The organism is Christiangramia sediminicola (assembly GCF_031344135.1).
Taxonomy (GTDB): Bacteria; Bacteroidota; Bacteroidia; order Flavobacteriales; family Flavobacteriaceae; genus Christiangramia; species Christiangramia sediminicola.
This window is the reverse complement of record NZ_JAVJIU010000004.1, coordinates 191,788-214,133: the sequence shown is the minus strand read 5'-3', so window position 1 is coordinate 214,133 and position 22,346 is coordinate 191,788. Positions and strand designations below refer to the sequence as shown.

Sequence of the window (22,346 nt, the reverse complement as noted above, 5' to 3'; positions counted from 1 at the left end):
GGAGTTTGAGAAGGAAGATATTGGGAAGGTGATCGATAAGGAAGAGAAGATCCTAAGCAAATTTGAGAGTAAAGGAAAACTTAAGAGATATATGGATGATGCAAAGCTTCTATTTTCTCTGGTTAGAGATTATGCAAGCGGAGATTATCGCGAAATTCCATTTAATATAATTGCAGCGGCAGGAGCAGCGTTATTATATGTTTTATCTCCAATAGACCTAATCCCAGACTTTATTCCGGTGCTGGGTTATTTAGATGATGCCGCAGTGATCGCATTTTGTTTAAATCTTATGGAAAAAGACCTGGTGACTTACAAAGTCTGGAAAGACAGCTTTACCAGATCTGCCTAAATATTTGAAAACATTAAATAAAAAAGCCCGATTGAAATTCAATCGGGCTTTTTTATTATTTATCTGAATCAAATTAAATCGTTCCGTTAGCTTCAACCCATTTGAATTTGTGCTGATCCTGTGGAATTGCGATCCTGTCTGCGATTCTGGTCATCCTGTCTGGAAGTGCCATTAGGTAATCTCTGGCTTTTTCAGCCTCATCTGTAAGAGACCTCATCTTATCAATTTCCCAGTAACCATTAAGTTTTTTAAGAATATCTATATAATCGTAAGTTGTATAAACCCCTAATCTTTGAGCTGCATTTGAGAAGTTTTCAAAAGCTTCAGCAATTCCCTGTCCAGATTCTCTAATGAACTGTGCCGGCATTACGATCTTTTTCTTCATCATATCTACATAAGCAAGCATCATTTCACTTGGATCATGTTCAAAAATGGTTTTTACGAATTCTCTGTATGCCATATAATGCCTCATCTCATCTCCTGCAATGATATTACACATTTTACCAAGCATCTTATTTCCTTTTTTCTTGGCTAACTGTCCAACACGTTTATGTGAAATATTAGTTGCTAATTCCTGGAAACTGGTATAAACGAAGTTTCTATAAGGATCTCTACCAGTACCAATATCAAAACCATCATTGATAAGATGCTGCGTGGTCTTCTCGACCTCTTTCATATCTACTCTACCAGAAAGGTATAAGTATTTATTCAGCGTATCACCATGGCGATTCTCTTCTCCAGTCCAGTGTCTTACCCACTTTGCCCAGGCATTCTGTTCGCCTCTTTTGGCTCCATGTTGTTCAACACCTTCCATATCCATAAGCCAGGATTCGTAAGTAGGAAGTGCTTCTTCAGTTACCATATCAGCTACTAGTACAACCCAGAAATCATATCCTAATTCCTTAGCTTCCTCTCTAATTTGATGAACTTCATCAAAGCCTTTGTCGTCCTGAAGGTTTGGAAGCATGTCTGTTGGTTGCCAGATCTCATCAACGGGAATAAGGTATTGGTCTATAAACCCTTGAACAGATTTTTCAACCGTTTGCATCACTTCTAAACGTATATTATCTAATGCCATTTTCTAAATCTTTACTCTAACAAATACAGGTCGCTTTATTCTTTTAGACCCGTTATATAATACTTACTGCAATAAGCATGCAGTTTTCCAAAATTCCAAAAAATCCTATGATTTTTAAAGATGGAAAAGATTGAACTTCAAATATATGAATATGCGTTAAGATGATGTAATAAAAGTAACCTAATTTCTCCCCTGTTCATCAGGGTATAAAGTATGCACGGGATCACTTTGATATACTTCTTTGGAATTTACATCAAGTGCAGAAATCGAACCTTTAAAAGCAGCACCTGTATCTACATTCCAGATGTTCGCCTTATTCACCGGTTTGCTTTCGCCAATCCGGGTTACGGGAGTATGACCAATAAAAATTTCTTTAAAATGCTGAAGCCTTTTCGGGTAGAATTGATCATCTGTAGCTAAACCTTCTTTCATGGAGAGAGCCATTTCCCAAAGGGTGCGATCCCAGTAAAATCCGGTGTCGTGATATTCATAATCTGGACCTTGAAGATTTGTAAACCCAGCATGCACATACAATCTATCCTGATCATCCTTATAAAAATTAAACATTTCCCTAAAGAAATCGATATGTTCCTGTTTCTGGTCTTTTGTAAAATTGCGATATGCGTCTATGCTGGATTGGCCCCCATGTTCCAGCCATTTCTGATTCATTTCACCTGTCTCCAGCCATTTATGTGCGAGATCATCATGATTTCCTCTTATAAAAATGCAGGAATTCTGCTTAGCCAGCTGAATTAGATATGTTACCGTGTTGGCAGAATCGCTCCAGCCATCTACATAATCTCCTAAAAAGATCAATTGGTCACTAGGTGAAAGATCTATTCTTTCCAGTAATTGAACAAGGCCTTTCAAACCACCATGCAGATCTCCAAAAACTAACTTTCTTGACATTCTAATTGTATTTCACCTTTCTTAAAATTCGCATACTCTCCTTATAAGAATTGTATACTTCTTCATTGTAATTTTTAAGATAAGGTTTCGCTTCTTCAAGCTTGGTTAAAGCTTCGGTAAAATTATTTAAATAACAAATCAAGTAGGTGGAAGGTAAATTCTTAAGATCTCTTTTGTCGCCGGCATTCAGCTCATAACCCTTTTTCAGTTTTTTAATGACTGCCTGGTTGGTATTATAAATATGGTAGAGCGTTTTTTTATCAAATCTCGGTGGTTCGAATAATAACTTACTATCTATATCATAATTCCCATTATCCCGAAAACTGATAGTGACTTCTTCCAGCGGATAGTATTTAAACTGATCATGCAGTCCTAAATGTACATATTCAATTATCCTGAAAGCATCATTATTCTGAATGATACTAACTTCATCCAGATCAGAATAGAACAATTTCACCTGCTCGTTGATGAGTTCAATATCTACCCTTGAAAAATACCTTTCGTCCTTGATCTTTTTTTCCTTCCCGGCCCAGCAAACCACAAAATATTCTTTGAAGACCTTATATGAAGGATTATAGTCCCGACGTTTTTTCATAAAATCGAATACACCATCTAAGGTATATTCAAGATTATTATGGGAATGGTTCTCAATGGAAGCAACGATGGAAGAGTTTACATCTTTGATCTCTATATCAAAAACTTTCGGCATACTTATGCTTCCATCTCGCAAAAAAACAGAACCGCCATAATACTTCCAGATATTTTTTCTGAATGAACAGATCTTGCCATGATTAGGCCTGATACTTACCAAACCCACGACCAGGTGATCTGGCAAATGCGGAAAAGGAATATTTTCATATGAGATGATCGGCGGATTGCTTAGATAGGCATTTACCAGGTTCTGGATCTTGCTATCATCAAAGAAATCTATCCCAACGATCTTACTATCCTCATCCTCTACACCAATTACTATATAAGAATTGTTTTCAGGATTTGAATTTGAAAGTGCACATATATGCTTCAGGAATTTTGCCTTTCCCTCCTTTTCACCAATGTTCAATTGTCGCTTTTTATCATAAAAACTGTTCTCATCATTGTGAGCTAACAGGTTTTTAATAAGAAGACGTTTATTGATCATTAGCTCATTATTTAAGCTTTCTTGTCCAGGATCGTACTGGAAGCCTGCGCAGTTGGCATTACCGTAAGATCGGCGATATTAACGTGATATGGCCTGGTGACTACGAAATGAATAATATCTGCGATGTCTTCTGGTTGTAGCGCCTGAAATCCCTGATATACTTTTTCAGCCTTATTGGCATCACCCTTAAATCTTACATCGCTGAATTCCGTTTGAGTAAGTCCAGGGTTTACCGCACCAACTCTAATCCCATTCCCGTTTAGGTCAATTCTCATTCCCTGGTTAATAGCGTCTACCGCATGTTTGCTGGCACAATACACGTTGCCATTAGGATAAACCTCTTTTCCTGCAGTAGATCCGATATTGATAATGTGACCAGATTGTTTTTCCAGCATTCCAGGAATGATAGCTTTACTAACATAAAGTAATCCTTTCACATTAATATCCAGCATAGCATCCCAGTCATCTATGTTTCCATTCTGAATGGGATCTAAACCGTGTGCGTTTCCTGCATTATTAACAAGTACATCAATATCCTTGAATTCTTCAGGAATAGAGGCTATCTGTTTCATTACTTCTTCTCTGTTCCTCACATCAAAACTGAGGATGTGTACCGAAGTTTCCACAGATAACTCAGTTTTCAACTGTTCCAGGCGGTCTGTACGTCTTCCGCATAAAATGAGTTTAAATCCTTCCAGGGCAAAACGTATTGATGTAGATTTACCAATACCGCTCGTGGCGCCTGTTATCACGGCTGTTTTCATATAGTTTATTTTAGTTTCTAATGTAAGAAAGTATTGCTTAGCAAAGCGTATAAGTCTATTAAAGCATGGTTAAGTTCCGTTAAAAAAAGTTAAATGAAGGGGTGTATCTGAAATCTTGCACGGAGGTTGCCGTTATCCAGACAAACTAATAAAATCTACTTATGCATTATTTAAAAAATGGAACTTTAAAGAGTTTAATGGTCGCAACTTTCATCGCGTTGGGATTAACAAGTTGTAGTGATGACGATTCAAGTGAAGCTGCAATGGGTGGGAATGCAAACGTGACGGTTAGATTAACCGATGCTCCCGGAGATTATGATGAGGTAAATATAGATGTACAGGATGTACAGGTAATGGTTGAGGCAGATGCTGAAACTGAAGTTGAAGGAGATGCAGACGCTGAAGGATGGGTAAGTCTTGAAGATGTTCAAACGGGTGTTTATGATCTTCTTGAACTAACAGGAGGAATTTCTCAAATTCTTGCTGATTCTGAAGTGCCAGCAGGATATGCTAGTCAGATTAGACTTGTATTAGGTACTGAAAATACTGTAGTAGTTAACGGAGAATCTAAACCGCTAAATACTCCAAGTGCACAACAATCTGGATTGAAATTACAGTTGAATAAAGAACTTGAAGAAGGTGAAAACTATGCTTTTCTTCTTGATTTTGACGTAGAGGAATCTATCGTAGCTACCGGAAACGGAAGTTATAACTTGAAGCCAGTGATTAGACTTAGTGCTGAAGCTGACGCCGGAATGGTGGTTGGATCTGTAATTGTGCCAGAAACTATTGAAACTAATGTTCAGAGTTTAGTGAAGATTACAGACGGTAGTATTACTATTTCTGCATATACAGATGCAAGTGGTAATTTCGCCTTGAATGGTGTGCCAGCTGGGACTTATGATCTAGAAGTAGTTCCTGAAGTTGCTTCTGGACTTACTGTATTTGCAGTATCTGATGTAGAAGTTAAGCCAAACGAAACAACAGATGTTGGTGAGCTGGAACTCTAATTGAGTAAACAAAATATTTTATTTAAAAGGCAGTGTTTAAAAGCACTGCCTTTTTATTTTAACCAAAGTTTAACAACCCTAAATCCAATAAATTTTCAATTTGCGACGCTTACTACAAGTACGTATATTCACGACATCAAAATCTGAAAATCATGATGGAAAACGATTCATCTGTTGATATCGCCAGTATTAACGAAAAAATTGAAAGAGAGAGTGCCTTTGTAGACCTGCTAACCCGGGAAATGAATAAAGTGATCGTAGGCCAAAAACATATGGTAGAACGCTTACTTATTGGTCTTTTGGGTCAGGGTCATATTCTGCTCGAAGGTGTTCCAGGGCTTGCAAAAACCCTTGCTATAAATACACTGTCACAGGCTGTTCACGGTAGTTTCAGCAGAATACAGTTCACTCCAGATCTTCTTCCTGCAGATGTTGTAGGAACCCTTATCTATAATATGAAGGTTAATGATTTCAGTATTAAGAAGGGACCAATATTCGCAAATTTCGTTCTTGCTGATGAGATCAACCGAGCTCCGGCTAAGGTGCAATCGGCATTACTGGAAGCGATGCAGGAAAAGCAGGTGACTATTGGAGATGAAACTTTTATACTGGATAAACCGTTTCTGGTAATGGCCACACAAAACCCGGTGGAACAGGAAGGAACCTATCCATTGCCTGAAGCCCAGGTAGACCGTTTTATGCTGAAGACCGTGATCAAGTATCCTCAAATGGCAGAAGAACAGCTTATTATTAGGGCTAATTTAAAAGGAGGTTTCGAAAAAGTGAATCCTGTGGTAGATCTTGAGCAGATCTTAAGAGCACAAAGTGCGGTAAGAGATGTTTATATGGATGAAAAGATCGAGAAATATATTCTTGATATCATCTTTGCCACCCGTACTCCGGAAAAATATAACCTGGAAGATATTAAGCCATTAATAAGTTTTGGTGCATCACCAAGGGGAAGTATTAATCTTGCCATCGCATCAAAATGTTATGCTTTTATAAAACGACGTGGATACGTGGTTCCTGAAGATGTTCGTGCTATAGTACATGATGTACTTAGACACAGAATTGGAATTACTTATGAAGCCGAGGCAGAAAATATAACTTCTGAAGATCTTATCAATAAGATCGTGAACGAGATAGAAGTTCCTTAACAATTAACAATTATCACTGCACAAAAAGGTCTGGAATAAAACTTCTGACCATTGAAAATTGTTATTGAAGAAATGGATACAAAAGAGCTCCTTAAGAAAGTTAGAAAAATTGAAATTAAGACCCGAAGACTGAGTGATCATGTCTTTGGCGGGGAATATCATTCTACTTTTAAAGGACGCGGAATGACATTTAGCGAAGTACGGGCTTACCAGTTTGGAGATGACGTAAGAAGTATAGATTGGAATGTTACCGCACGCTATAACGAGCCATTTGTCAAGGTTTTTGAAGAGGAAAGAGAACTTACCATGATGCTAATGGTAGATGTTTCAGGATCTGAAATGTTTGGTACTCAGGAGCAGTTCAAAAAAGATGTGATCACTGAGATCGCTGCAACGCTGGCCTTTTCAGCAACCAATAACAATGATAAGATCGGTTTGATGCTGTTTACAGACCAGATCGAACTTTATATTCCGCCTAAAAAAGGAAGATCTCACGTTCTAAGGATCATCAGGGAATTACTGGAATTCAAACCGGTGAATAAGAACACCGATATCAAGGCCGCACTGAAATATCTTTCTAATGTAATGAAGAAAAAGGCGATCGTATTTATCCTTTCAGACTTTATGGATGACGATTACCAGCATACGCTTAAGATAGCTTCAGGAAGACACGATGTTACCGGTATCAGGGTTTTTGATAAAATGGAAGAAACCATTCCAAATCTGGGTCTGGTACAAATGCGCGATGAAGAATCTGGAGAATATGTTACAGTAAACACAGGTTCCAAAAGCGTAAGAAGATCTTATGCTAAATATTATAATGACAGGGTGAATTACTTTCATCAAAGCTTCTCATTAAGTGGTGCGGGTGTGATAAATAATCGTACAGATGAGAGTTATGTAAAAAAATTACTGGGCTATTTTAAAAGAAGAGCTTAAAAGGAAAATGTTTAAGAATTTAAAATTCACATATACAAAAATCAATATCTCAGGAAGACTGGGATTTCTGTTTTTTATAAGTCTGCTGTTTTCATTTTCTGAAATTAGTGCACAATCCAAGGTTTCAGCCTCGATAGATTCTACACAGATTAAGATTGGAGAACAGATAAAATACCAGATCGAGGTAGAAACTGCGCCCGATGATCTGGTGGTTTTTCCTGAAGGAGAAACATTTTCACCTTTAGAATTGGTGGAGTCCATGGATCCGGATACGATCAGGCAGAATGGGGATTACAGGCTTTTGAAGGAATATTTTCTAACTCAATTTGATTCAGGAAAATATGTGATTCCGAGTCAGGAAGTATTGATCAAGAATAATTCATTTTATACAGATTCAATTGCTGTAGAGGTGAATGATGTGGTGGTGGATACTACAAAGCAAAAACTGTATCCTATAAAACCTTCGGTTGAGGTTGATCCTGGATTCAGCATACCAGATTGGTTATGGTGGCTTCTGGCCATATTTCTAATTGCCGGCATAGTGGTTTTTCTAATTATCAGGAAAAAGAAAAAAGATACTGAAGAACCTGAGCTTCCTCCATATGAAGAAGCTATGGCAGAACTTCAGAAACTGGACAATTCCCATCTTCTTGAAAACAGGGAGATCAAGGAATATTATTCTCAGCTCAGTTTTGCGGTTAGAAAATATCTGGATAGGAAGATCTATGATCACGGGTTGGAAAGAACCACGAATGAGTTGATCGCTTATTTAAGAATGCAGAAAGCGGAAGGTAGACTAAAACTAACAGATGGTACCATTAGTGATTTCGAGAAAATATTACAGCGTGCCGATCTTGCCAAGTTCGCCAGGTCTAAGCCAGATGTAATTACGGCTAAAGAAGACAGGTCTAAAACAAAGAATATTATAGATGACCTTAGGGCATCTGTACCTGAACCAACCCAGGAAGAGTTAATGATGGATGAGGCTTTTATTCAGGAACAGGCCAGAAAGAAAAAAAGACGCCGAATTATCATAGGTGTTGTTGCCGGAGTTGTGATCATCATATTTGGAGTTACAGCCTTGATCGCTACCAAAGGTTATACTTATGTAAAAGATACCTATTTGGGTCATCCAACTAAGGAATTGCTGGAAGGTGAATGGATACGAAGTGAATATGGTAACCCAACCGTTGCCGTAACCACTCCAAAGGTGCTCGTTCGCGGAGAATTAGAAATGCCGCAGGAAGTTCAGCAAATGATGGTTGGTTCAGAAACCTTTATTTATGGTAGTTTACTGAGTAATTATTTCACCACGGTAAGTACCATCAAGTTTAAAGGAGAAGTGAAATTTGATCTGCAAAAAGCGGTAGATGGAATTTACACCAACCTTGAAGGTCAGGGTGCCAGAAATATCGTGATGAAACAGGAAGATTTCACCACCCTTAATGGAGCTAAAGGCTTAAAAGTATTTGGAACCCTGGATGCTGAAAATCCAATGACCGGTGAATCTATTCCGAACGAATATGTGATCCTGAACTTTGCTGAAAAAGGAGGTTTCGAGCAGATCATGGTGATTTTTAATGAAAACGATCAATACGCCAGAGAAATATCTGAAAGGATCATCAACTCGGTAGAAATAAATAATTTAAGCGAATAATGTTTGCAAATTTCACATTTGAAAATCCGGAATTTTTCTGGTTATTCTTGCTGCTTCCGCTGGCAATAGGCTGGTATATCTGGAAGCGAAATAAGCAAACTCCTGAACTTAAGATATCAAGTACAAAAGGCTTTAAGGTAAAAACTGGAATTCTCGCGAAATTACGCCCGGTATTGTTTGTGCTAAGATTATTATGTCTCGCACTGATCATTACCGCGATGGCGAGGCCAAGAACCGTAGATGTTTCAACACAATCCAGTAGTACACAGGGAATAGATATCGTTATGGCAATAGATGTTTCAGCAAGTATGCTGGCAAGAGATCTACAGCCAAACAGGCTGGATGCGACCAAAGCGGTTGCTGAGGAATTCATTCAGGATCGTCCGGGAGATAGAATTGGTCTTGTAGTCTATGCAGGAGAAAGTTTTACGAAAACACCTATTACCAGCGATAAAGCAATTGTACTTGAGGCGCTTGAAGATATAGAATACAACAATGTTCTGGAAAATGGAACAGCTATAGGCTCAGGTCTGGCAACTGCTGTTAACCGAATTAAGGACAGCGATGCTGAAAGTAAGGTGATCATTCTGCTTACCGATGGGGTGAATAATGCCGGGTTCATTGATCCTAACACTGCCAGTGAACTTGCGGTTGAATTTGGCATAAAAGTTTATACCATTGGGGTTGGAAGCAACGGGATGGCTCTTTCTCCAATAGGTGCAACCAGCAGTGGCAGGCTTCAATTCGGAAATGTACAGGTAGAGATCGATGAAGCTTTGCTGAAGGAAATCGCGGCAGCTACTGGAGGAAAATATTTCCGGGCGACCAATAACGAGAAATTGGAGGAGATCTATGCCGAGATTGACTCCCTGGAAAAGACTGAAATAGAAGAATTCAGATATTACAATTATGATGAAAAGTATAGACCTCTGGTTCTGCTTGCCGGCGGATTATTGCTTTTTGAAATATTACTAAGACTCACAATATTTAGAGGATTTATATAAATGTTCGTACTGGAAGAAAAAATATGGTTTTGGTTATTACTGGTGATTCCGGTGATCATCCTGTTATTTCTAATTTTCATATTCTGGCAGAACAATGCGAGAAAGAAATTTGCAGATGCCTCTTTATTGAAATACCTGGCACCAAACAGATCTCGTTCAAAACCTATCATTAAAATTCTTCTTGTACTATTGGCCATCTCATGTCTGGTAATCGCTTTGGTTAATCCTAAGATGGGTACAAAAATGGAAACGGTGAAGCGTGAGGGAGTTGATATCGTTTTTGCCATAGATGTTTCCAAAAGTATGGATGCCGAAGATATTGCACCAAACAGATTGGAGAAATCGAAACAACTGGTAAGTCAGATTCTGAATTCATTGGGAAGTGACAGAGTTGGGATCATTGCATATGCAGGTGGAGCTTATCCTCAATTGCCAATCACAACAGATTTTTCAGCAGCAAAAATGTTTTTGCAGGCTTTAAATACTGATATGATCTCTTCTCAGGGAACAGCAATTAGCGATGCTATTGAGCTTGCTACTACTTATTACGATGATGATAAACAGACCAACAGAGTATTGTTCATTATAAGTGACGGGGAAGATCATGAAGGAAATGTAGAAGATATCGCGGATCAGGCAGCCGAAAAAGGGATTAGAATATTCACCATTGGAGTAGGGACTGAAAAAGGAGGTCCTATTCCTATTAAAAGAAATGGGGTTGTTCAGAATTATAAAAAGGATCGTCAGGGAGAAACTGTGGTTACGAAACTGAATCCAACAACTCTTCAGGAAATTGCCAATTCAACCGACGGGTCTTACATTGAAGGTAATGTTACCAGTAAAGTGGTAGACCAGGTAAACGAAGAATTACAGAATATCGAAAAAACAGAATTTGAGGCCAAACAGTTCGCTGATTATAAATCTCATTTTCAATGGTTTCTGGGATTAGGTTTGGCATTATTATTTCTTGATATCTTTGTACTTGAACGAAGTACCGCCTGGTTAAAAAGACTTAATCTTTTCAATGAAAGAAAGAATAAAGTAGCAGAAAGAGATGAAAAATAGTTATACCCGCATATATATTTCAGCAGCAATGATCCTTTGTGGGATATCTTCAGGCTTCGCTCAGGAAGATGCTGAAAAGCTAAAAAAACAAGCTGATAAGTATATAGTTGAGGCCCAGGAAGCCCTATATGAAAATGATTTTGCCGGTGCTGAGGCTTCTTACAGAAAGGCAATTTCAAAAGACCCTTCAAATCTCAACGCTAAGTATAATATGGGTAACCTTTATTATACCAAGGAAAAATCTTTAAATGCAGAACAGCGTCTAAAAGAAGCGGCAGAGATAGATGCAACAAAAGAAGAAAAGCATCGTATTTATCATAATCTGGGGAATTCATTTATGTAGCAGAAGAACTATCAGGAAGCGGTAAACGCTTTTAAGGAGGCTTTGCGTAAGGATCCTACCGATGATGAAACAAGGTATAATCTTGCTTTAGCGAAGAAGAAATTGGAGCAGGAAAAACAGAACCAGGATCAAAATCAGGATCAGAACAAGAAGGACGAAGAGAATAAAGACGAAAATAAGGATCAGCAGGATAAAGATCAGAAAGACGGTGAAGGTGGTGAAGATCAAAAAGAGGATCAGAAACCACAGGATGAGGGAGAGAACGAAAAAGACAAAAAAGAAGGAGACGAGAACGAAGACAAACAGAAAGACCAGGACGGCGAACCTAAGAAAGATGATGGTAAAGGAGACAAGGAAAAGAAACAGCAACCTAAACCAAGTCAGGGTCAATTATCTCCTCAGCAAATAAAGAATTTGCTGGAGGCGATGAATAATGAAGAAAAGAAAGTTCAGGATAAAATAAATGCTGAAAAAGCAAAAGGGGTAAAAGTAAAATCTGAAAAAGATTGGTAACAATTAGTGATTTTACCCGACAAAAAAGTGATTCTATAGGAGGAAAAAGATGAAATTGAGGTATTTAATTTTAAGTTTTTTATTGTTCGCTTCAGGGCTAATCCAAGCCCAGGTAAGATTTGAAGCGAAAGTGAGCAGGGAAAAGCTGGGAATTAATGAACGGCTTAGAGTAGATTTCGAAATGAACCAAGATGGGGACAACTTCAAGCCACCTTCTTTCGACGGATTTACTGTGGTTGGTGGTCCCAATCAGAAAATTAGCACCAGTATCCTGAATGGGAAAATGGCCTATTCCAAAACTTACAGTTTTTACCTTCAGCCTAAGAAAAGAGGAAATTTAATTATTGGCCAGGCAGAGATCGTAATCCAGGATAAAACCTATAAAACTTCACCTTTAAGTGTTGAAATTACTGCTGCGGTAGATAAACCTACAGATGGTGACAGTTCAGAAATGATTGCTGAGGATAATCTGCATTTGGTAGCTGAGGTTTCAAAAGGAAATCCATACTTAAATGAAGCTATCACTGTGGTTTATAAACTATATGTAAGTCCGCGGGTGAGCGTAAGTAACTGGCGTGAACTGGATAGTCCTAAATATAACGACTTTTGGAGCCAGAGCATAGATATTCAGCAATTAAGGGTTGAAAATGGAGAATATAGAGGCGAACCATACAGGTACGTGGTATTAAGAAAAACGATACTCTATCCACAAAAAACAGGAGAATTAAATATTGAGCCTTTAACACTGTCTATTGCTGTTGATGTGCCAAGTGAAAGAAGAGATATTTTTGGCAGCAGGATCTATAAAACGGTAAATAAAACCGTTGCTGCAGATAATAAAAAGATCAAGGTAAAGGAATTACCGGCCGGGAAACCAGCTAATTTTACCGGTGCTGTTGGTACATTTGATCTGAATGTTACTACAAGTAAAGACGCATTGAATGCCGGTGAAAGCCTTCAGGCAAAAGTAGAGGTTCGCGGTAAAGGGAATCTGAAATTATTCGATCTTCCGGAACTTACGGCTCCTTCTTCTCTTGAGATGTACGATCCTGAAAGAACGGAAAATGTAAATACGAATTTAAACGGAATGCAGGGAAGTATTTCTGAAACCTACACCGTGGTGCCAACTCGAAAGGGAAAATATCCAATTCCGGCGCTTTCATTCTCATACTTTGATCCTGCATCAGAAACCTATAAAACTCAGACTTCAGAAGAACTTCTGATCAATGTAGAAAAAGGTCCGCTGGCAGGAAATGAGCCATCGGGACTTTCAGGTGTCAACAAGCAAACCGTTGCCATTGAAGGAAACCAATTCAGATTCATTAAACTAAATGCAAACCTGAAACCTAAAAATAGCGGTAGTTTTCTTGGCTCACTTGGATTCTGGACGGCATTGGTTCTGCCTCTTGTAGCGATCCCATTGTTCATTCTATTCGGAAAGAAAAAGCAGGAAAGAGCTAATGACGTTAGAGGGAATAGAATTAGAAGAGCCGATAAACTGGCGAGAAAATATTTATCTGAAGCAAAGAAGAATCTTGGTGATCAGAAAGAATTTTATCTTGCCCTGGAGCGCTCCATGCACAATTATCTGAAGGCCAAACTGGGAATTCAAACAGGAGAGATGAGTAAAGAGAGAATAGCCGGTCTTCTGGACGAAAAAGGTGTAGATACTCAAACAAATACAGATTTTATTTCGTTGCTGGAAAGTTGCGAATATGCAAGATATACTCCTGCATCTTCAGACGCTATGCAACAGGATTATGAACAAGCCGTAAGTGTAATTTCAACTCTTGATAAACAGATCTAGTATGAGAAAGTTGATGTTATTATGTTTTGTATTGATAAGCTTCGCGGGGATTTCTCAGAATGATGAGATCTTTGAAGAAGGGAATTCAGCATACCAGAGTGGAGATTATGAGGTTGCCATTTCAAAATATGAGCAGATCCTGGATAATGGGGAAATATCTGCGGAATTATATTTTAACCTCGGGAATGCGCATTATAAGATGAATCATGTGGCACCAAGTATCTATTATTTTGAAAAGGCCTTGCAACTGGCTCCGGCAGATGCAGATATCAAGAATAATATCCAATTCGCTCGTAATATGGCAATAGATGATATTGAAGAAGTTCAGGAAACAGGCTTTTCAGTATGGTTCAATAGCCTTATTTCGGCATTATCATATAATACCTGGGCTGTACTTGCCATCGTATTTTCTGTTCTATTCGTTACTTTATTCCTACTATATCATTTCTCATACAGATCATTGAGCAAAAGATTATTTTTTACCGGAGCGGCTCTGGCGATAGTATTGTGCATACTTTCAGTCATATTTGCTTTTCAGCAGGAATCTTTTATCCAGGATAACCAATACGCAATTATTTTTGAAGAGGAAATAGAAGTGAGGGATGAGCCTACTTTAAGGGCAGCACCAAGTTTTGAATTGCATGAAGGCACTAAGGCGAAAGTTTTAGAAGACTACCAGGAGTGGTCCAGAATAGAACTTTCAAATGGCGCTCAGGGCTGGGTTAATTCTTCTAAAATTAAAAAGTTGTAAGAATATTTGATTTTCGTTTAACTTATCGGTATTATAAACTTTATTAGTTTAACAAATTTCATTTACATTTGATACCGTGAAGACATTCGCTTACATACTCGGATTTATCTTTGTGACATTTTTATTCGCGCCAACTGCAATTGCGTTGATCGATAGAAATGTGGATATTTCCATTGCTTATAATGTAAACGAGGAAGAAAGTTCTTCTAAAAATCAAATCAATTTAGAATACACTATTGAAGAGTTGGTTTCAAATTATGAAAGCATTCACTTCCTTCAGATAAGAAAGGTTGATGGTCATTATTATAAAGAGAATGGCTATAAGGTATTCCTTTCCATCTCCTCTCCACCGCCCAAACAGGCATAATACATTATTTTCTTAAAAGGTTGCCTAACCAGGCATTCCCAGGTTTCTATATAAGATACCTGAAATTCTAATTTTTAAAATTTCATACGGGATCTTATCCTGTACAAATAAGTGTATTATGTTCAAACATCTTAATAAAGATTTTCCGGCAAGTATTGTTGTATTTTTTGTCGCTATTCCTTTATGTCTGGGAATTGCATTAGCTAGTGGAGCTCCATTGTTCTCTGGTCTAATCGCCGGTATTATTGGAGGTATTGTAGTAGGAGCCATAAGTGGTTCCAGTTTGGGAGTTAGTGGACCTGCAGCAGGTTTAGCCGCGATCGTTCTTGCAGCCATTTCAAATTTAGGTTATGAGAACCTTTTATTGGCTGTAGTGATTGGAGGATTTATTCAAATTGGTTTTGGATTGTTGAAGGCAGGTATCATTGGATATTACTTTCCAAATTCTGTGATCAAGGGAATGTTAACCGGTATTGGTATCATAATCATCTTAAAGCAAATTCCTCATTTCTTTGGGTATGATAGCGATCCTCAGGGTGACTGGGCATTTTTCCAGGTAGACGGTGAAAATACTTTTTCAGAAATTATTAATTCTGTTAATAATATTAGCCCTGGTGCGACATTAATCGCCATCATTGGTATGACTATACTTATACTTTGGGAAGCGGTATTATCAAATAAAGGAAAATTCTTTAAGCTTGTGCAGGGACCATTAGTTGCTGTTGCAGCTGGGATTGTTTATTATCTAGTTACACAGGGTTCTGAAATATGGGGAATTTCTTCTGAACACCTTGTAAATGTTCCGGTACCAGATAGTTTTGACTCTTTTATAGGGCAGTTTACTACTCCTTCTTTTGAAATGATCGGGACTGTTGAAATCTGGATCACAGGATTTACGATTGCCCTAGTAGCGAGTCTTGAGACACTTCTTTGTGTAGAAGCCACCGATAAATTAGATCCGCATAAAAGAACTACACCAACCAACAGAGAGCTTTTCGCTCAGGGGACCGGTAATGTAATGTCTGGTTTGATTGGTGGATTGCCAATTACACAGGTGATCGTAAGAAGTTCAGCAAATATCCAATCTGGCGGACAAACAAAATTATCTGCAATCTTGCACGGATTTTTATTACTGATCTCAGTTGTAATTATCCCGAACGTTCTTAATTACATTCCACTTTCTGTACTTGCAGCGATCCTGTTTCTTGTAGGGTATAAACTGGCAAAACCGGCTTTATTCATTCAAATGTATAAAGCAGGCTGGAAGCAGTTCGTTCCATTTATTGTAACAATTATAGGTATTGTTTTTGGAGATCTTCTAATAGGTATTGGTTTAGGATTGGTAGTTGGAATTTTTGTAATTCTTGTAAAGAGCTATCAGAACTCGCATTTTCTTCATATTGAAAAAGCAGAAAATGGTGGTAATGTTGTAAAGATGGAATTGGCAGAAGAAGTTACGTTTATTAATAAAGGTGCTATCCTGAAAGAATTGAACAAACTTGAAGAAAATTCATTTCTGGTGATGGACGTTAGAAAAACACGATATCTGGATGCTGATATTATTGAAATTCTTGATGATTTTAAGATCAAGGCTAGAGAAAAGAATATCGATATCAAGATAATTTCTGAAAGAGGAACCGTAGAAAACCCGGAGAGTTATCAGCAATTTTTTGAATTAGATAAAAAACCAGCTTAAATTTAAGATTCAGAAGAAATTCTGGAAACTCTAATTTTTGAACTTTTAAAAACTGAATTATGATTACTGAAATAATTGATAAAAATAAACAAACCGAATTAACGCCAGACGCAGTCTTGAAAGATTTGATGGATGGTAATAAACGTTTTACGGGAAACAAGATGTACGAAAGAGATTATGCATCTCAGATCGAGAAAACTACTGGCGGACAATGGCCACAAGCCGTAGTGCTTGGATGTATAGATTCTCGTGTACCGCTGGAGACTATTTTTGATCAGGGGGTTGGTGATATCTTTGCAGCCAGAGTAGCTGGTAATTTTGAGAATACAGATATTCTTGGAAGCATGGAGTACTCTTGTAAAGTTGCCGGAAGTAAACTGGTAATGGTTTTAGGACATGAATCTTGTGGTGCTGTTAAAGCGGCTTGTGACAATGTTGAATTAGGAAATATCACACACCTTTTAAGTAATATCAAGCCGGCTGTTGAAACTACTAAAACAGACGGGGAAAGAAATTCCAAGAATGATTCATTCGTGGCTGGAGTTGTTGAAAACAACGTGAAACTAACCATGGATAGAATCAGAGAAAAGAGCCCTATTCTTAAAGAGATGGAAGATAACGGTGAAATTAAGATCGTTGGAGGAGTTTACTCAATCTCTACGGGAAAAGTTACATTATTGTAATATCTCATCCTGGCCAGAATAGGCTATGAAAAAGAAATTGAAGGTCTGAAGCAAAAAATTGTTTCAGGCCTCTTATTTTTCAGGTATTTCCTCATCGTCATTTAGCAGGTCTCTTTCCTTTACCTGTTTAATGATGGAAGGGAGAATGATTGGAGCAATGGAAGCTACGGGTTGGTATAAAATAGATTCATCGAGAGTTTTGTCCTCGACGATCTCAATACGTTCATTGGTCGCTTTAAAGAACATGATAATAACGCTGGCTACAAAAGCAGATTTTATTAGTCCGAAAACGCCACCTAAAAGTTTGTTCACAATGCCAAGGGCTGCAAAAGCCGCTATTTTTGTCAGCATTTTTCCAGCGAGGGAAATAAGGAAAACAATAAGTACAAAGGTGATCGCAAAACTGATAAGATTAATGTATTGCATTTTCCAGTCTACTATTTCAGAAAGAAATTCTCCCAGGAAGTGAGAGAAATGAACGGCTCCATAAATCCCGGCAACGATCCCGATAAGTGAAGCCAACTCGGCGAGCAAACCTCTAAAAAAGCCTCGTACCAATCCGTATAAAAGCACCAGACTTAAAATAATATCTACGGTATTCATAAACCAAATATAATAATTATTAAATCTAGATGGTATCTTTGCGACATGGCAAGAGATGAACAATTAAAAGAAAGATGGGAGAGAGTTCAGAAGAAACTTTCTGATCAGTTCGCAGATGGAGAATTAATGGAATTAGATGCCATTATCTATCTGGTTGGAGTGCAGGAATTAGGACAGCCTCATAAAAGATATAAGAAAGATCATAAGATAGATCTTATGCATATAGCAATTTGCACTTTACTGGAACCATACGGTTATTATGAGTTCGATTTTTATGATGACGACGGCTGGCCACATTTCAAAATAAAAGAGGAATTACCAACCTTAAAGGCAGGTGAACAGACGGTTTTAATGAAAGAAGCTATAGTGCAATATTTTATGGAAAAAGACTATATTTCCTGAATGAACCCGGGATTGTTTTTACTTTCTTTTCCGCAGGATAGCGGCCCTATTTATCAGGAAACTTTGGCAGGAAGACTGCCGGTAGAGCCGTTTAATACCTATAGCAATATTTTCTTTTTAATTATAATCATTTATTTCTCTCTAAGAGTTTATAAGGATTATGCTAACCACAGATTTCTGGCCTGGACTTTACCGGTGCTTTTTATGGGATTTGTGGGTGGAACTATATATCATGCTACCCGAAGTCATGATGTCTGGATGTATATGGACTGGCTTCCAATTGTGGTGCTTTGCCTCGCTGTTTCGGTTTATTATACCATTAAATTACGAATGAAAAAGCGGAATAGGTTCTACCTAATTCTTGTTATTCTATTTCTGGTTTTTGGTGTTCAGTTTATACCATTACCACAACACACTTCTACCTCTGTAGGTTACATAGCAACTGCAATAGGCTTATTATTACCAATTATCACCTACTTTTTTACCACCAAAATGCATCACTGGGGCTATGTGCTGGCGGCATTTTTAAGCTTCGGACTTGCGATAAGTTTTCGCATACTTGATAACTTTGTGTACCTCATACCTATGGGAACTCACTGGTTATGGCACACATTTGGAGCTTTATCTGTATTTTTCCTCATGAATTATATCTATAATGAAAAGCTAACACCCATAGAGCTTACTTCAGGAAAATAGAAATTTTAATAAGCCTTTAAAATGGGAAGGTTTAGGTTTAAATTTTATTAAATTTGCGCTTCCGAAACGAAATCACCTATGATCGATAAAATTAAAGGACATATCGCTGATGTTGAAAGCTTTAATGCTAAGACAAAAGACGAAATTGAAGCATTCCGAATTAAATATCTCGGTAAAAAGGGAATTCTGAATGAATTTTTTGCAGAATTCAAGAATGTTCCAAATGAAGAAAAGAAGGAATTTGGTCAGGCGATCAATGAGTTGAAAAATTCAGCTCAGGATAAAGTGAACTCCTTAAAAGAGGAACTGGAAAACAGCCAGGAAGAAAAAGGTGTTTATGGAGATCTTTCAAGACCTGCTGAACCAGTTGAAATTGGTTCTCGTCACCCTATCTCTATCGTAAAGAATCAGATCACTGAGATTTTCTCGAACATAGGATTCAATGTTTCCGAAGGTCCGGAGATGGAAGATGACTGGCATAACTTTACTGCGTTGAACCTTCCCGAATATCATCCGGCGAGAGACATGCAGGATACTTTCTTTATTCAAACAGATCCAGACATTTTACTTAGAACACATACTTCATCTGTTCAGGTACGATATATGGAAGAAAATAAACCGCCAATCAGGACGATCTCTCCGGGTAGAGTTTTCAGAAATGAAGCTATTTCCGCGAGATCTCACTGTATTTTTCACCAGGTTGAAGGATTGTATATAGATAAGGATGTTTCTTTCGCAGATATGAAACAAACTATCTTATATTTTACAAAACAATTATTCGGAAAATCTAAGATTAGGCTTAGACCATCGTATTTCCCATTTACAGAACCAAGTGCTGAGGTAGATGTTTACTGGGGTCTGGAAACGGAAACCGACTATCGTATTACCAAGGGAACAGGTTGGCTGGAGATCATGGGCTGCGGAATGGTAGATCCTAACGTACTTAGAAATTGTAATATAGATCCTCAGGAATATTCCGGATTCGCATTCGGGATGGGAATTGAGAGAATTGCCATGTTATTATACCAGATAGAAGACATCAGGATGTTCTACGAAAATGACCTGAGATTCCTTGAGCAATTTAAATCGGCACTATAATGACCAAATACGGCGTCTTAATTTTAGCGATCATTATACTGGGCGTTATTATCTATGTCACTTTTGTAATCGCCCTTATCAAGATTACTTTAGGTTTGATCTTACTTGCTGTGGCTGCAGTAGTTCTTTGGATCTTATGGCTGAAAATTAAGAAGAAAGCAGAAGATAAGTTTTGAAGAAAGATATTAAGATACCAGAGGTAAAAGATGTTCATATTGCGGCAGTAAAGGTCTTTAATGAAGAGTTCGAAGCTTATGAATGGAATGTTTACCTGATCAACGATACTAATGAAGCTCTGGAAATGGTGCTTATCGTTTCTAAAGGTTTTGATAAGAAAAGAGAAACCTCTTTAATGAGGCACAAAATTGAAGTTTTACCATCTAAGAACTTCGCGAAGATCGAATATCTACAGGATGATGTTCTGAAGCTGAATAACGAGTTCAAGCTTACTTATTTCACAGGTAACAAAATGATGGAAAAGACCTATCTTTTTAAGCCAAATGTGATCAAAGAGTCCCTTGCTACTGAGATCCCAATTATTCCTGAAAAGGGAATTTTAGCTAAATAAAGAATACTAAAGTGTTATAAATCAGAAAGCCTCCGCTATAAAAACGGAGGCTTCTTTCTTCAACTTTGTTTTAACCTAAACTAATTGAATTTATCATTAAGGTCTTCAAAGTCTCCAATAACTTCTCCGCCGCTTTTTATTTTTACTTCACCAGAAACGTAGATCTTGGAATCTGATCCTACGAATTCCAGTCTTCCCCCACTTTCGATATTAAGATCACCGTGAATTTCTACCAGACCTTCAACTTTGAAAATACTTTCAGAGTTGATTACCAGGTTTTCAGATGATTTTGAATTTCCAAGCTTGAAGTTTCCAGATAAGTTCAGAATAGATTCACTGCTAAGGTTTGCACTTTTTTCAATAAGCATATCACCACAAAAACTTAGAATTCCTTCAATACTCAGGTGTTTAAGGTTCATGGTTCCAGAATAAGCTTCTTCAGAATTAGAAGGCACATTAAGGTTTTTATCGCCTGTATAAGGCTCATAGTCTTCACAAGTAAGAAATTCTGATCTAAGAGCATCTTCTGAAGCTGCGATGATCTTCAGGATCTTTAAACCTGAACCTGAAGCAAGGTAGATATATTCACCCTTCGCCTGAACAAAGTTTGCACTTCCTTCAATTTCTGCAATTCCTTCAGCTACTGGATTAAGAGCTTCATTTAATTTGATAATATCAAGTCCTGCACCTCCATTGGCCATGTAAATGAAATTCCCATCTGTAGATACGGCATTGGTAACTTTATCTTCAGCACTTACTGTGGATGCTTCAGGATGTACATTTAAAGGTAAACTTGTGGTTTTTTCACCAGCCTCGAAATTATAGATCCCGGCTCCGTCAATTCCTTCGGAAACAAGAATATTGTTACCGTACCAGGCAATGGTTCTTTTTGATTCAGCTGTTAACGGAGCAGTACCAATAGCACTGTTCTCAATAAATTCTTCTTCAAGGCTGAAGTTTAGTAAGCCGTCATCACCGCTTAAAACAGCTAGTTGATCATTATTATATGCTGCAGATCTTAGATCTCCAAGGCCAACTTCAGCCTGTGGATCAAAAGCAGATTCTGAACCGGATAATTTATAGCTTCCAACAATTCCTGAATTTCCACTTATCAGAATGGTTTTTCCATTAAGATCTAATACGTGAACACCGGTATGACCTGCAAGACCATAATCAAGTTTAAAGTCTGTAGAGAATTGTCCATTTTGAGTAGATACATATCCAAGAAGTGTGTGATTTGGACCTTCACCATTGATGGACGCTCCGGTGAATACTATATTGTCGTTGCTGTCTATATAAAGAGAATTGATGTCAGCGATATTAGACTTCATTCGGCTAACTAAAACCGGGTTGTATTTGTCGCTTACATCTACGATATCAATGGCACCTAAATAAATCGCACCTTCTTTATTGTAAGATACGTAAGCGAAATCTCCTTTTACATCTACATGTGTTGCTCGAAGCGTTTCTCCATTTAACTTTGGTGGCTCAAGTTGTGCGATCTGTTCTATACCAAAGATCCATGCCGGTTCAGCTTCTCTTGTGGTATTGACCCTGGCTACTCCAATAACACCTCTCTCACTAAGGTTAATGGCACCAGCTAATTCTGAAGCGGTCGTGTTGGTTATAAAGTCTGATTGCTGTGCAACATTTTCGGAAGTTGTAGCATCGTCTTTCTGGCAGGATGTGATAAAAAAAGCCGAAAAAAGGCCAAGGGCTAGTAATTTTCTAGTCATAAGATTGGTTAGG

Annotated in this window: 23 protein-coding genes and 2 pseudogenes; 19 read left to right on the top strand and 6 right to left on the bottom strand. The window is 37.9% G+C overall.

The window, feature by feature from the left end; all coding sequences use genetic code 11:
• Nucleotides 1–166: 166 nt before the first annotated feature.
• Nucleotides 167–271: pseudogene (locus tag RE431_RS15655) on the top strand (YkvA family protein); the annotation flags it as partial.
• 151 nt (nucleotides 272–422) lie between these two features.
• Here the strand turns inward: RE431_RS15655 and RE431_RS11475 are convergent.
• From RE431_RS11475 to RE431_RS11460, 4 genes are all read right to left on the bottom strand, one after another.
• A complete protein-coding gene (locus RE431_RS11475; protein WP_309562124.1) occupies nucleotides 423–1,427 on the bottom strand; it encodes an acyl-ACP desaturase in 1,005 nt (334 codons plus the stop codon).
• Nucleotides 1,428–1,607: 180 nt separating this feature from the next.
• Nucleotides 1,608–2,336, bottom strand: a complete 729-nt coding sequence (locus tag RE431_RS11470) for a metallophosphoesterase family protein (protein ID WP_309562123.1) — start codon at nucleotides 2,334–2,336, stop codon at nucleotides 1,608–1,610.
• A gap of 1 nt (nucleotide 2,337) precedes the next feature.
• Complete coding sequence (locus RE431_RS11465; protein WP_309562122.1) at nucleotides 2,338–3,474, bottom strand: ATP-binding protein; 1,137 nt, start codon at nucleotides 3,472–3,474, stop codon at nucleotides 2,338–2,340.
• Between the two features lie 11 nt (nucleotides 3,475–3,485).
• Nucleotides 3,486–4,238, bottom strand: a complete 753-nt coding sequence (locus RE431_RS11460; protein WP_309562121.1) for an SDR family NAD(P)-dependent oxidoreductase — start codon at nucleotides 4,236–4,238, stop codon at nucleotides 3,486–3,488.
• A gap of 161 nt (nucleotides 4,239–4,399) precedes the next feature.
• On the opposite strand from RE431_RS11460, the gene RE431_RS11455 reads away from it, so the two are divergent.
• From RE431_RS11455 to RE431_RS11395, 13 genes and pseudogenes are all read left to right on the top strand, one after another.
• Nucleotides 4,400–5,248 (top strand): DUF4382 domain-containing protein, encoded by an 849-nt coding sequence (locus RE431_RS11455; RefSeq protein WP_309562120.1) that lies wholly within the window; start codon nucleotides 4,400–4,402, stop codon nucleotides 5,246–5,248.
• Between the two features lie 152 nt (nucleotides 5,249–5,400).
• Nucleotides 5,401–6,405: an AAA family ATPase gene (locus RE431_RS11450; RefSeq protein WP_309562119.1), complete on the top strand. Its 1,005-nt coding sequence runs from the start codon at nucleotides 5,401–5,403 to the stop codon at nucleotides 6,403–6,405.
• A 72-nt stretch (nucleotides 6,406–6,477) separates the two neighbouring features.
• Nucleotides 6,478–7,344: a DUF58 domain-containing protein gene (locus RE431_RS11445; protein WP_309562548.1), complete on the top strand. Its 867-nt coding sequence runs from the start codon at nucleotides 6,478–6,480 to the stop codon at nucleotides 7,342–7,344.
• 7 nt (nucleotides 7,345–7,351) lie between these two features.
• Complete coding sequence (locus RE431_RS11440; protein WP_309562118.1) at nucleotides 7,352–9,001, top strand: BatD family protein; 1,650 nt, start codon at nucleotides 7,352–7,354, stop codon at nucleotides 8,999–9,001.
• On the top strand, nucleotides 9,001–10,005 hold the full coding sequence (locus tag RE431_RS11435; protein ID WP_309562117.1) for a vWA domain-containing protein: 1,005 nt from the start codon (nucleotides 9,001–9,003) through the stop codon (nucleotides 10,003–10,005). The genes RE431_RS11440 and RE431_RS11435 overlap by 1 nt, the downstream gene beginning before the upstream one ends.
• A complete protein-coding gene (locus RE431_RS11430) occupies nucleotides 10,006–11,070 on the top strand; it encodes a VWA domain-containing protein (RefSeq protein WP_309562116.1) in 1,065 nt (354 codons plus the stop codon).
• Nucleotides 11,060–11,413, top strand: coding sequence for a tetratricopeptide repeat protein (locus RE431_RS11425; protein WP_309562115.1), 354 nt, complete (start codon nucleotides 11,060–11,062; stop codon nucleotides 11,411–11,413). The genes RE431_RS11430 and RE431_RS11425 overlap by 11 nt, the downstream gene beginning before the upstream one ends.
• 12 nt (nucleotides 11,414–11,425) lie before the next feature.
• Nucleotides 11,426–11,926: pseudogene (locus RE431_RS11420) on the top strand (tetratricopeptide repeat protein); the annotation flags it as partial.
• 49 nt (nucleotides 11,927–11,975) lie between these two features.
• Nucleotides 11,976–13,733, top strand: a complete 1,758-nt coding sequence (locus RE431_RS11415) for a BatD family protein (RefSeq protein WP_309562114.1) — start codon at nucleotides 11,976–11,978, stop codon at nucleotides 13,731–13,733.
• A gap of 1 nt (nucleotide 13,734) precedes the next feature.
• A complete protein-coding gene (locus tag RE431_RS11410) occupies nucleotides 13,735–14,484 on the top strand; it encodes a tetratricopeptide repeat protein (protein WP_309562113.1) in 750 nt (249 codons plus the stop codon).
• A 76-nt stretch (nucleotides 14,485–14,560) separates the two neighbouring features.
• Complete coding sequence (locus tag RE431_RS11405) at nucleotides 14,561–14,851, top strand: hypothetical protein (RefSeq protein ID WP_309562112.1); 291 nt, start codon at nucleotides 14,561–14,563, stop codon at nucleotides 14,849–14,851.
• 118 nt (nucleotides 14,852–14,969) lie between these two features.
• Nucleotides 14,970–16,547 (top strand): SulP family inorganic anion transporter, encoded by a 1,578-nt coding sequence (locus RE431_RS11400; protein WP_309562111.1) that lies wholly within the window; start codon nucleotides 14,970–14,972, stop codon nucleotides 16,545–16,547.
• 59 nt (nucleotides 16,548–16,606) lie between these two features.
• A complete protein-coding gene (locus tag RE431_RS11395) occupies nucleotides 16,607–17,230 on the top strand; it encodes a carbonic anhydrase family protein (RefSeq protein ID WP_309562110.1) in 624 nt (207 codons plus the stop codon).
• 72 nt (nucleotides 17,231–17,302) lie between these two features.
• On the opposite strand, the gene RE431_RS11390 is transcribed toward RE431_RS11395, so the two are convergent.
• Entirely contained in the window at nucleotides 17,303–17,833 is a 531-nt protein-coding gene (locus RE431_RS11390; protein WP_309562109.1) for a CvpA family protein, read from the bottom strand.
• Between the two features lie 45 nt (nucleotides 17,834–17,878).
• Between RE431_RS11390 and RE431_RS11385 the strand changes: the two genes are divergently transcribed.
• The 5 genes from RE431_RS11385 to RE431_RS11365 all read left to right on the top strand — a co-directional run bounded on the left by RE431_RS11385 (nucleotide 17,879) and on the right by RE431_RS11365 (nucleotide 20,597).
• Nucleotides 17,879–18,235: a hypothetical protein gene (locus tag RE431_RS11385; protein ID WP_309562108.1), complete on the top strand. Its 357-nt coding sequence runs from the start codon at nucleotides 17,879–17,881 to the stop codon at nucleotides 18,233–18,235.
• Nucleotides 18,236–18,931 carry a hypothetical protein gene (locus RE431_RS11380; RefSeq protein WP_309562107.1) on the top strand — a complete coding sequence of 232 codons (696 nt, stop codon included), beginning with the start codon at nucleotides 18,236–18,238 and terminating at the stop codon, nucleotides 18,929–18,931.
• 78 nt (nucleotides 18,932–19,009) lie between these two features.
• Nucleotides 19,010–20,029 carry a phenylalanine--tRNA ligase subunit alpha gene (pheS, locus tag RE431_RS11375; RefSeq protein ID WP_309562106.1) on the top strand — a complete coding sequence of 340 codons (1,020 nt, stop codon included), beginning with the start codon at nucleotides 19,010–19,012 and terminating at the stop codon, nucleotides 20,027–20,029.
• Nucleotides 20,029–20,205, top strand: coding sequence for a hypothetical protein (locus RE431_RS11370; RefSeq protein WP_309562105.1), 177 nt, complete (start codon nucleotides 20,029–20,031; stop codon nucleotides 20,203–20,205). Before pheS ends, RE431_RS11370 begins: the two co-directional genes overlap by 1 nt.
• Entirely contained in the window at nucleotides 20,202–20,597 is a 396-nt protein-coding gene (locus RE431_RS11365) for a hypothetical protein (RefSeq protein WP_309562104.1), read from the top strand. Before RE431_RS11370 ends, RE431_RS11365 begins: the two co-directional genes overlap by 4 nt.
• Nucleotides 20,598–20,677: 80 nt before the next feature.
• Here the strand turns inward: RE431_RS11365 and RE431_RS11360 are convergent, their stop codons facing one another.
• Nucleotides 20,678–22,333: an LVIVD repeat-containing protein gene (locus RE431_RS11360; protein WP_309562103.1), complete on the bottom strand. Its 1,656-nt coding sequence runs from the start codon at nucleotides 22,331–22,333 to the stop codon at nucleotides 20,678–20,680.
• Nucleotides 22,334–22,346 lie beyond the last annotated feature (13 nt).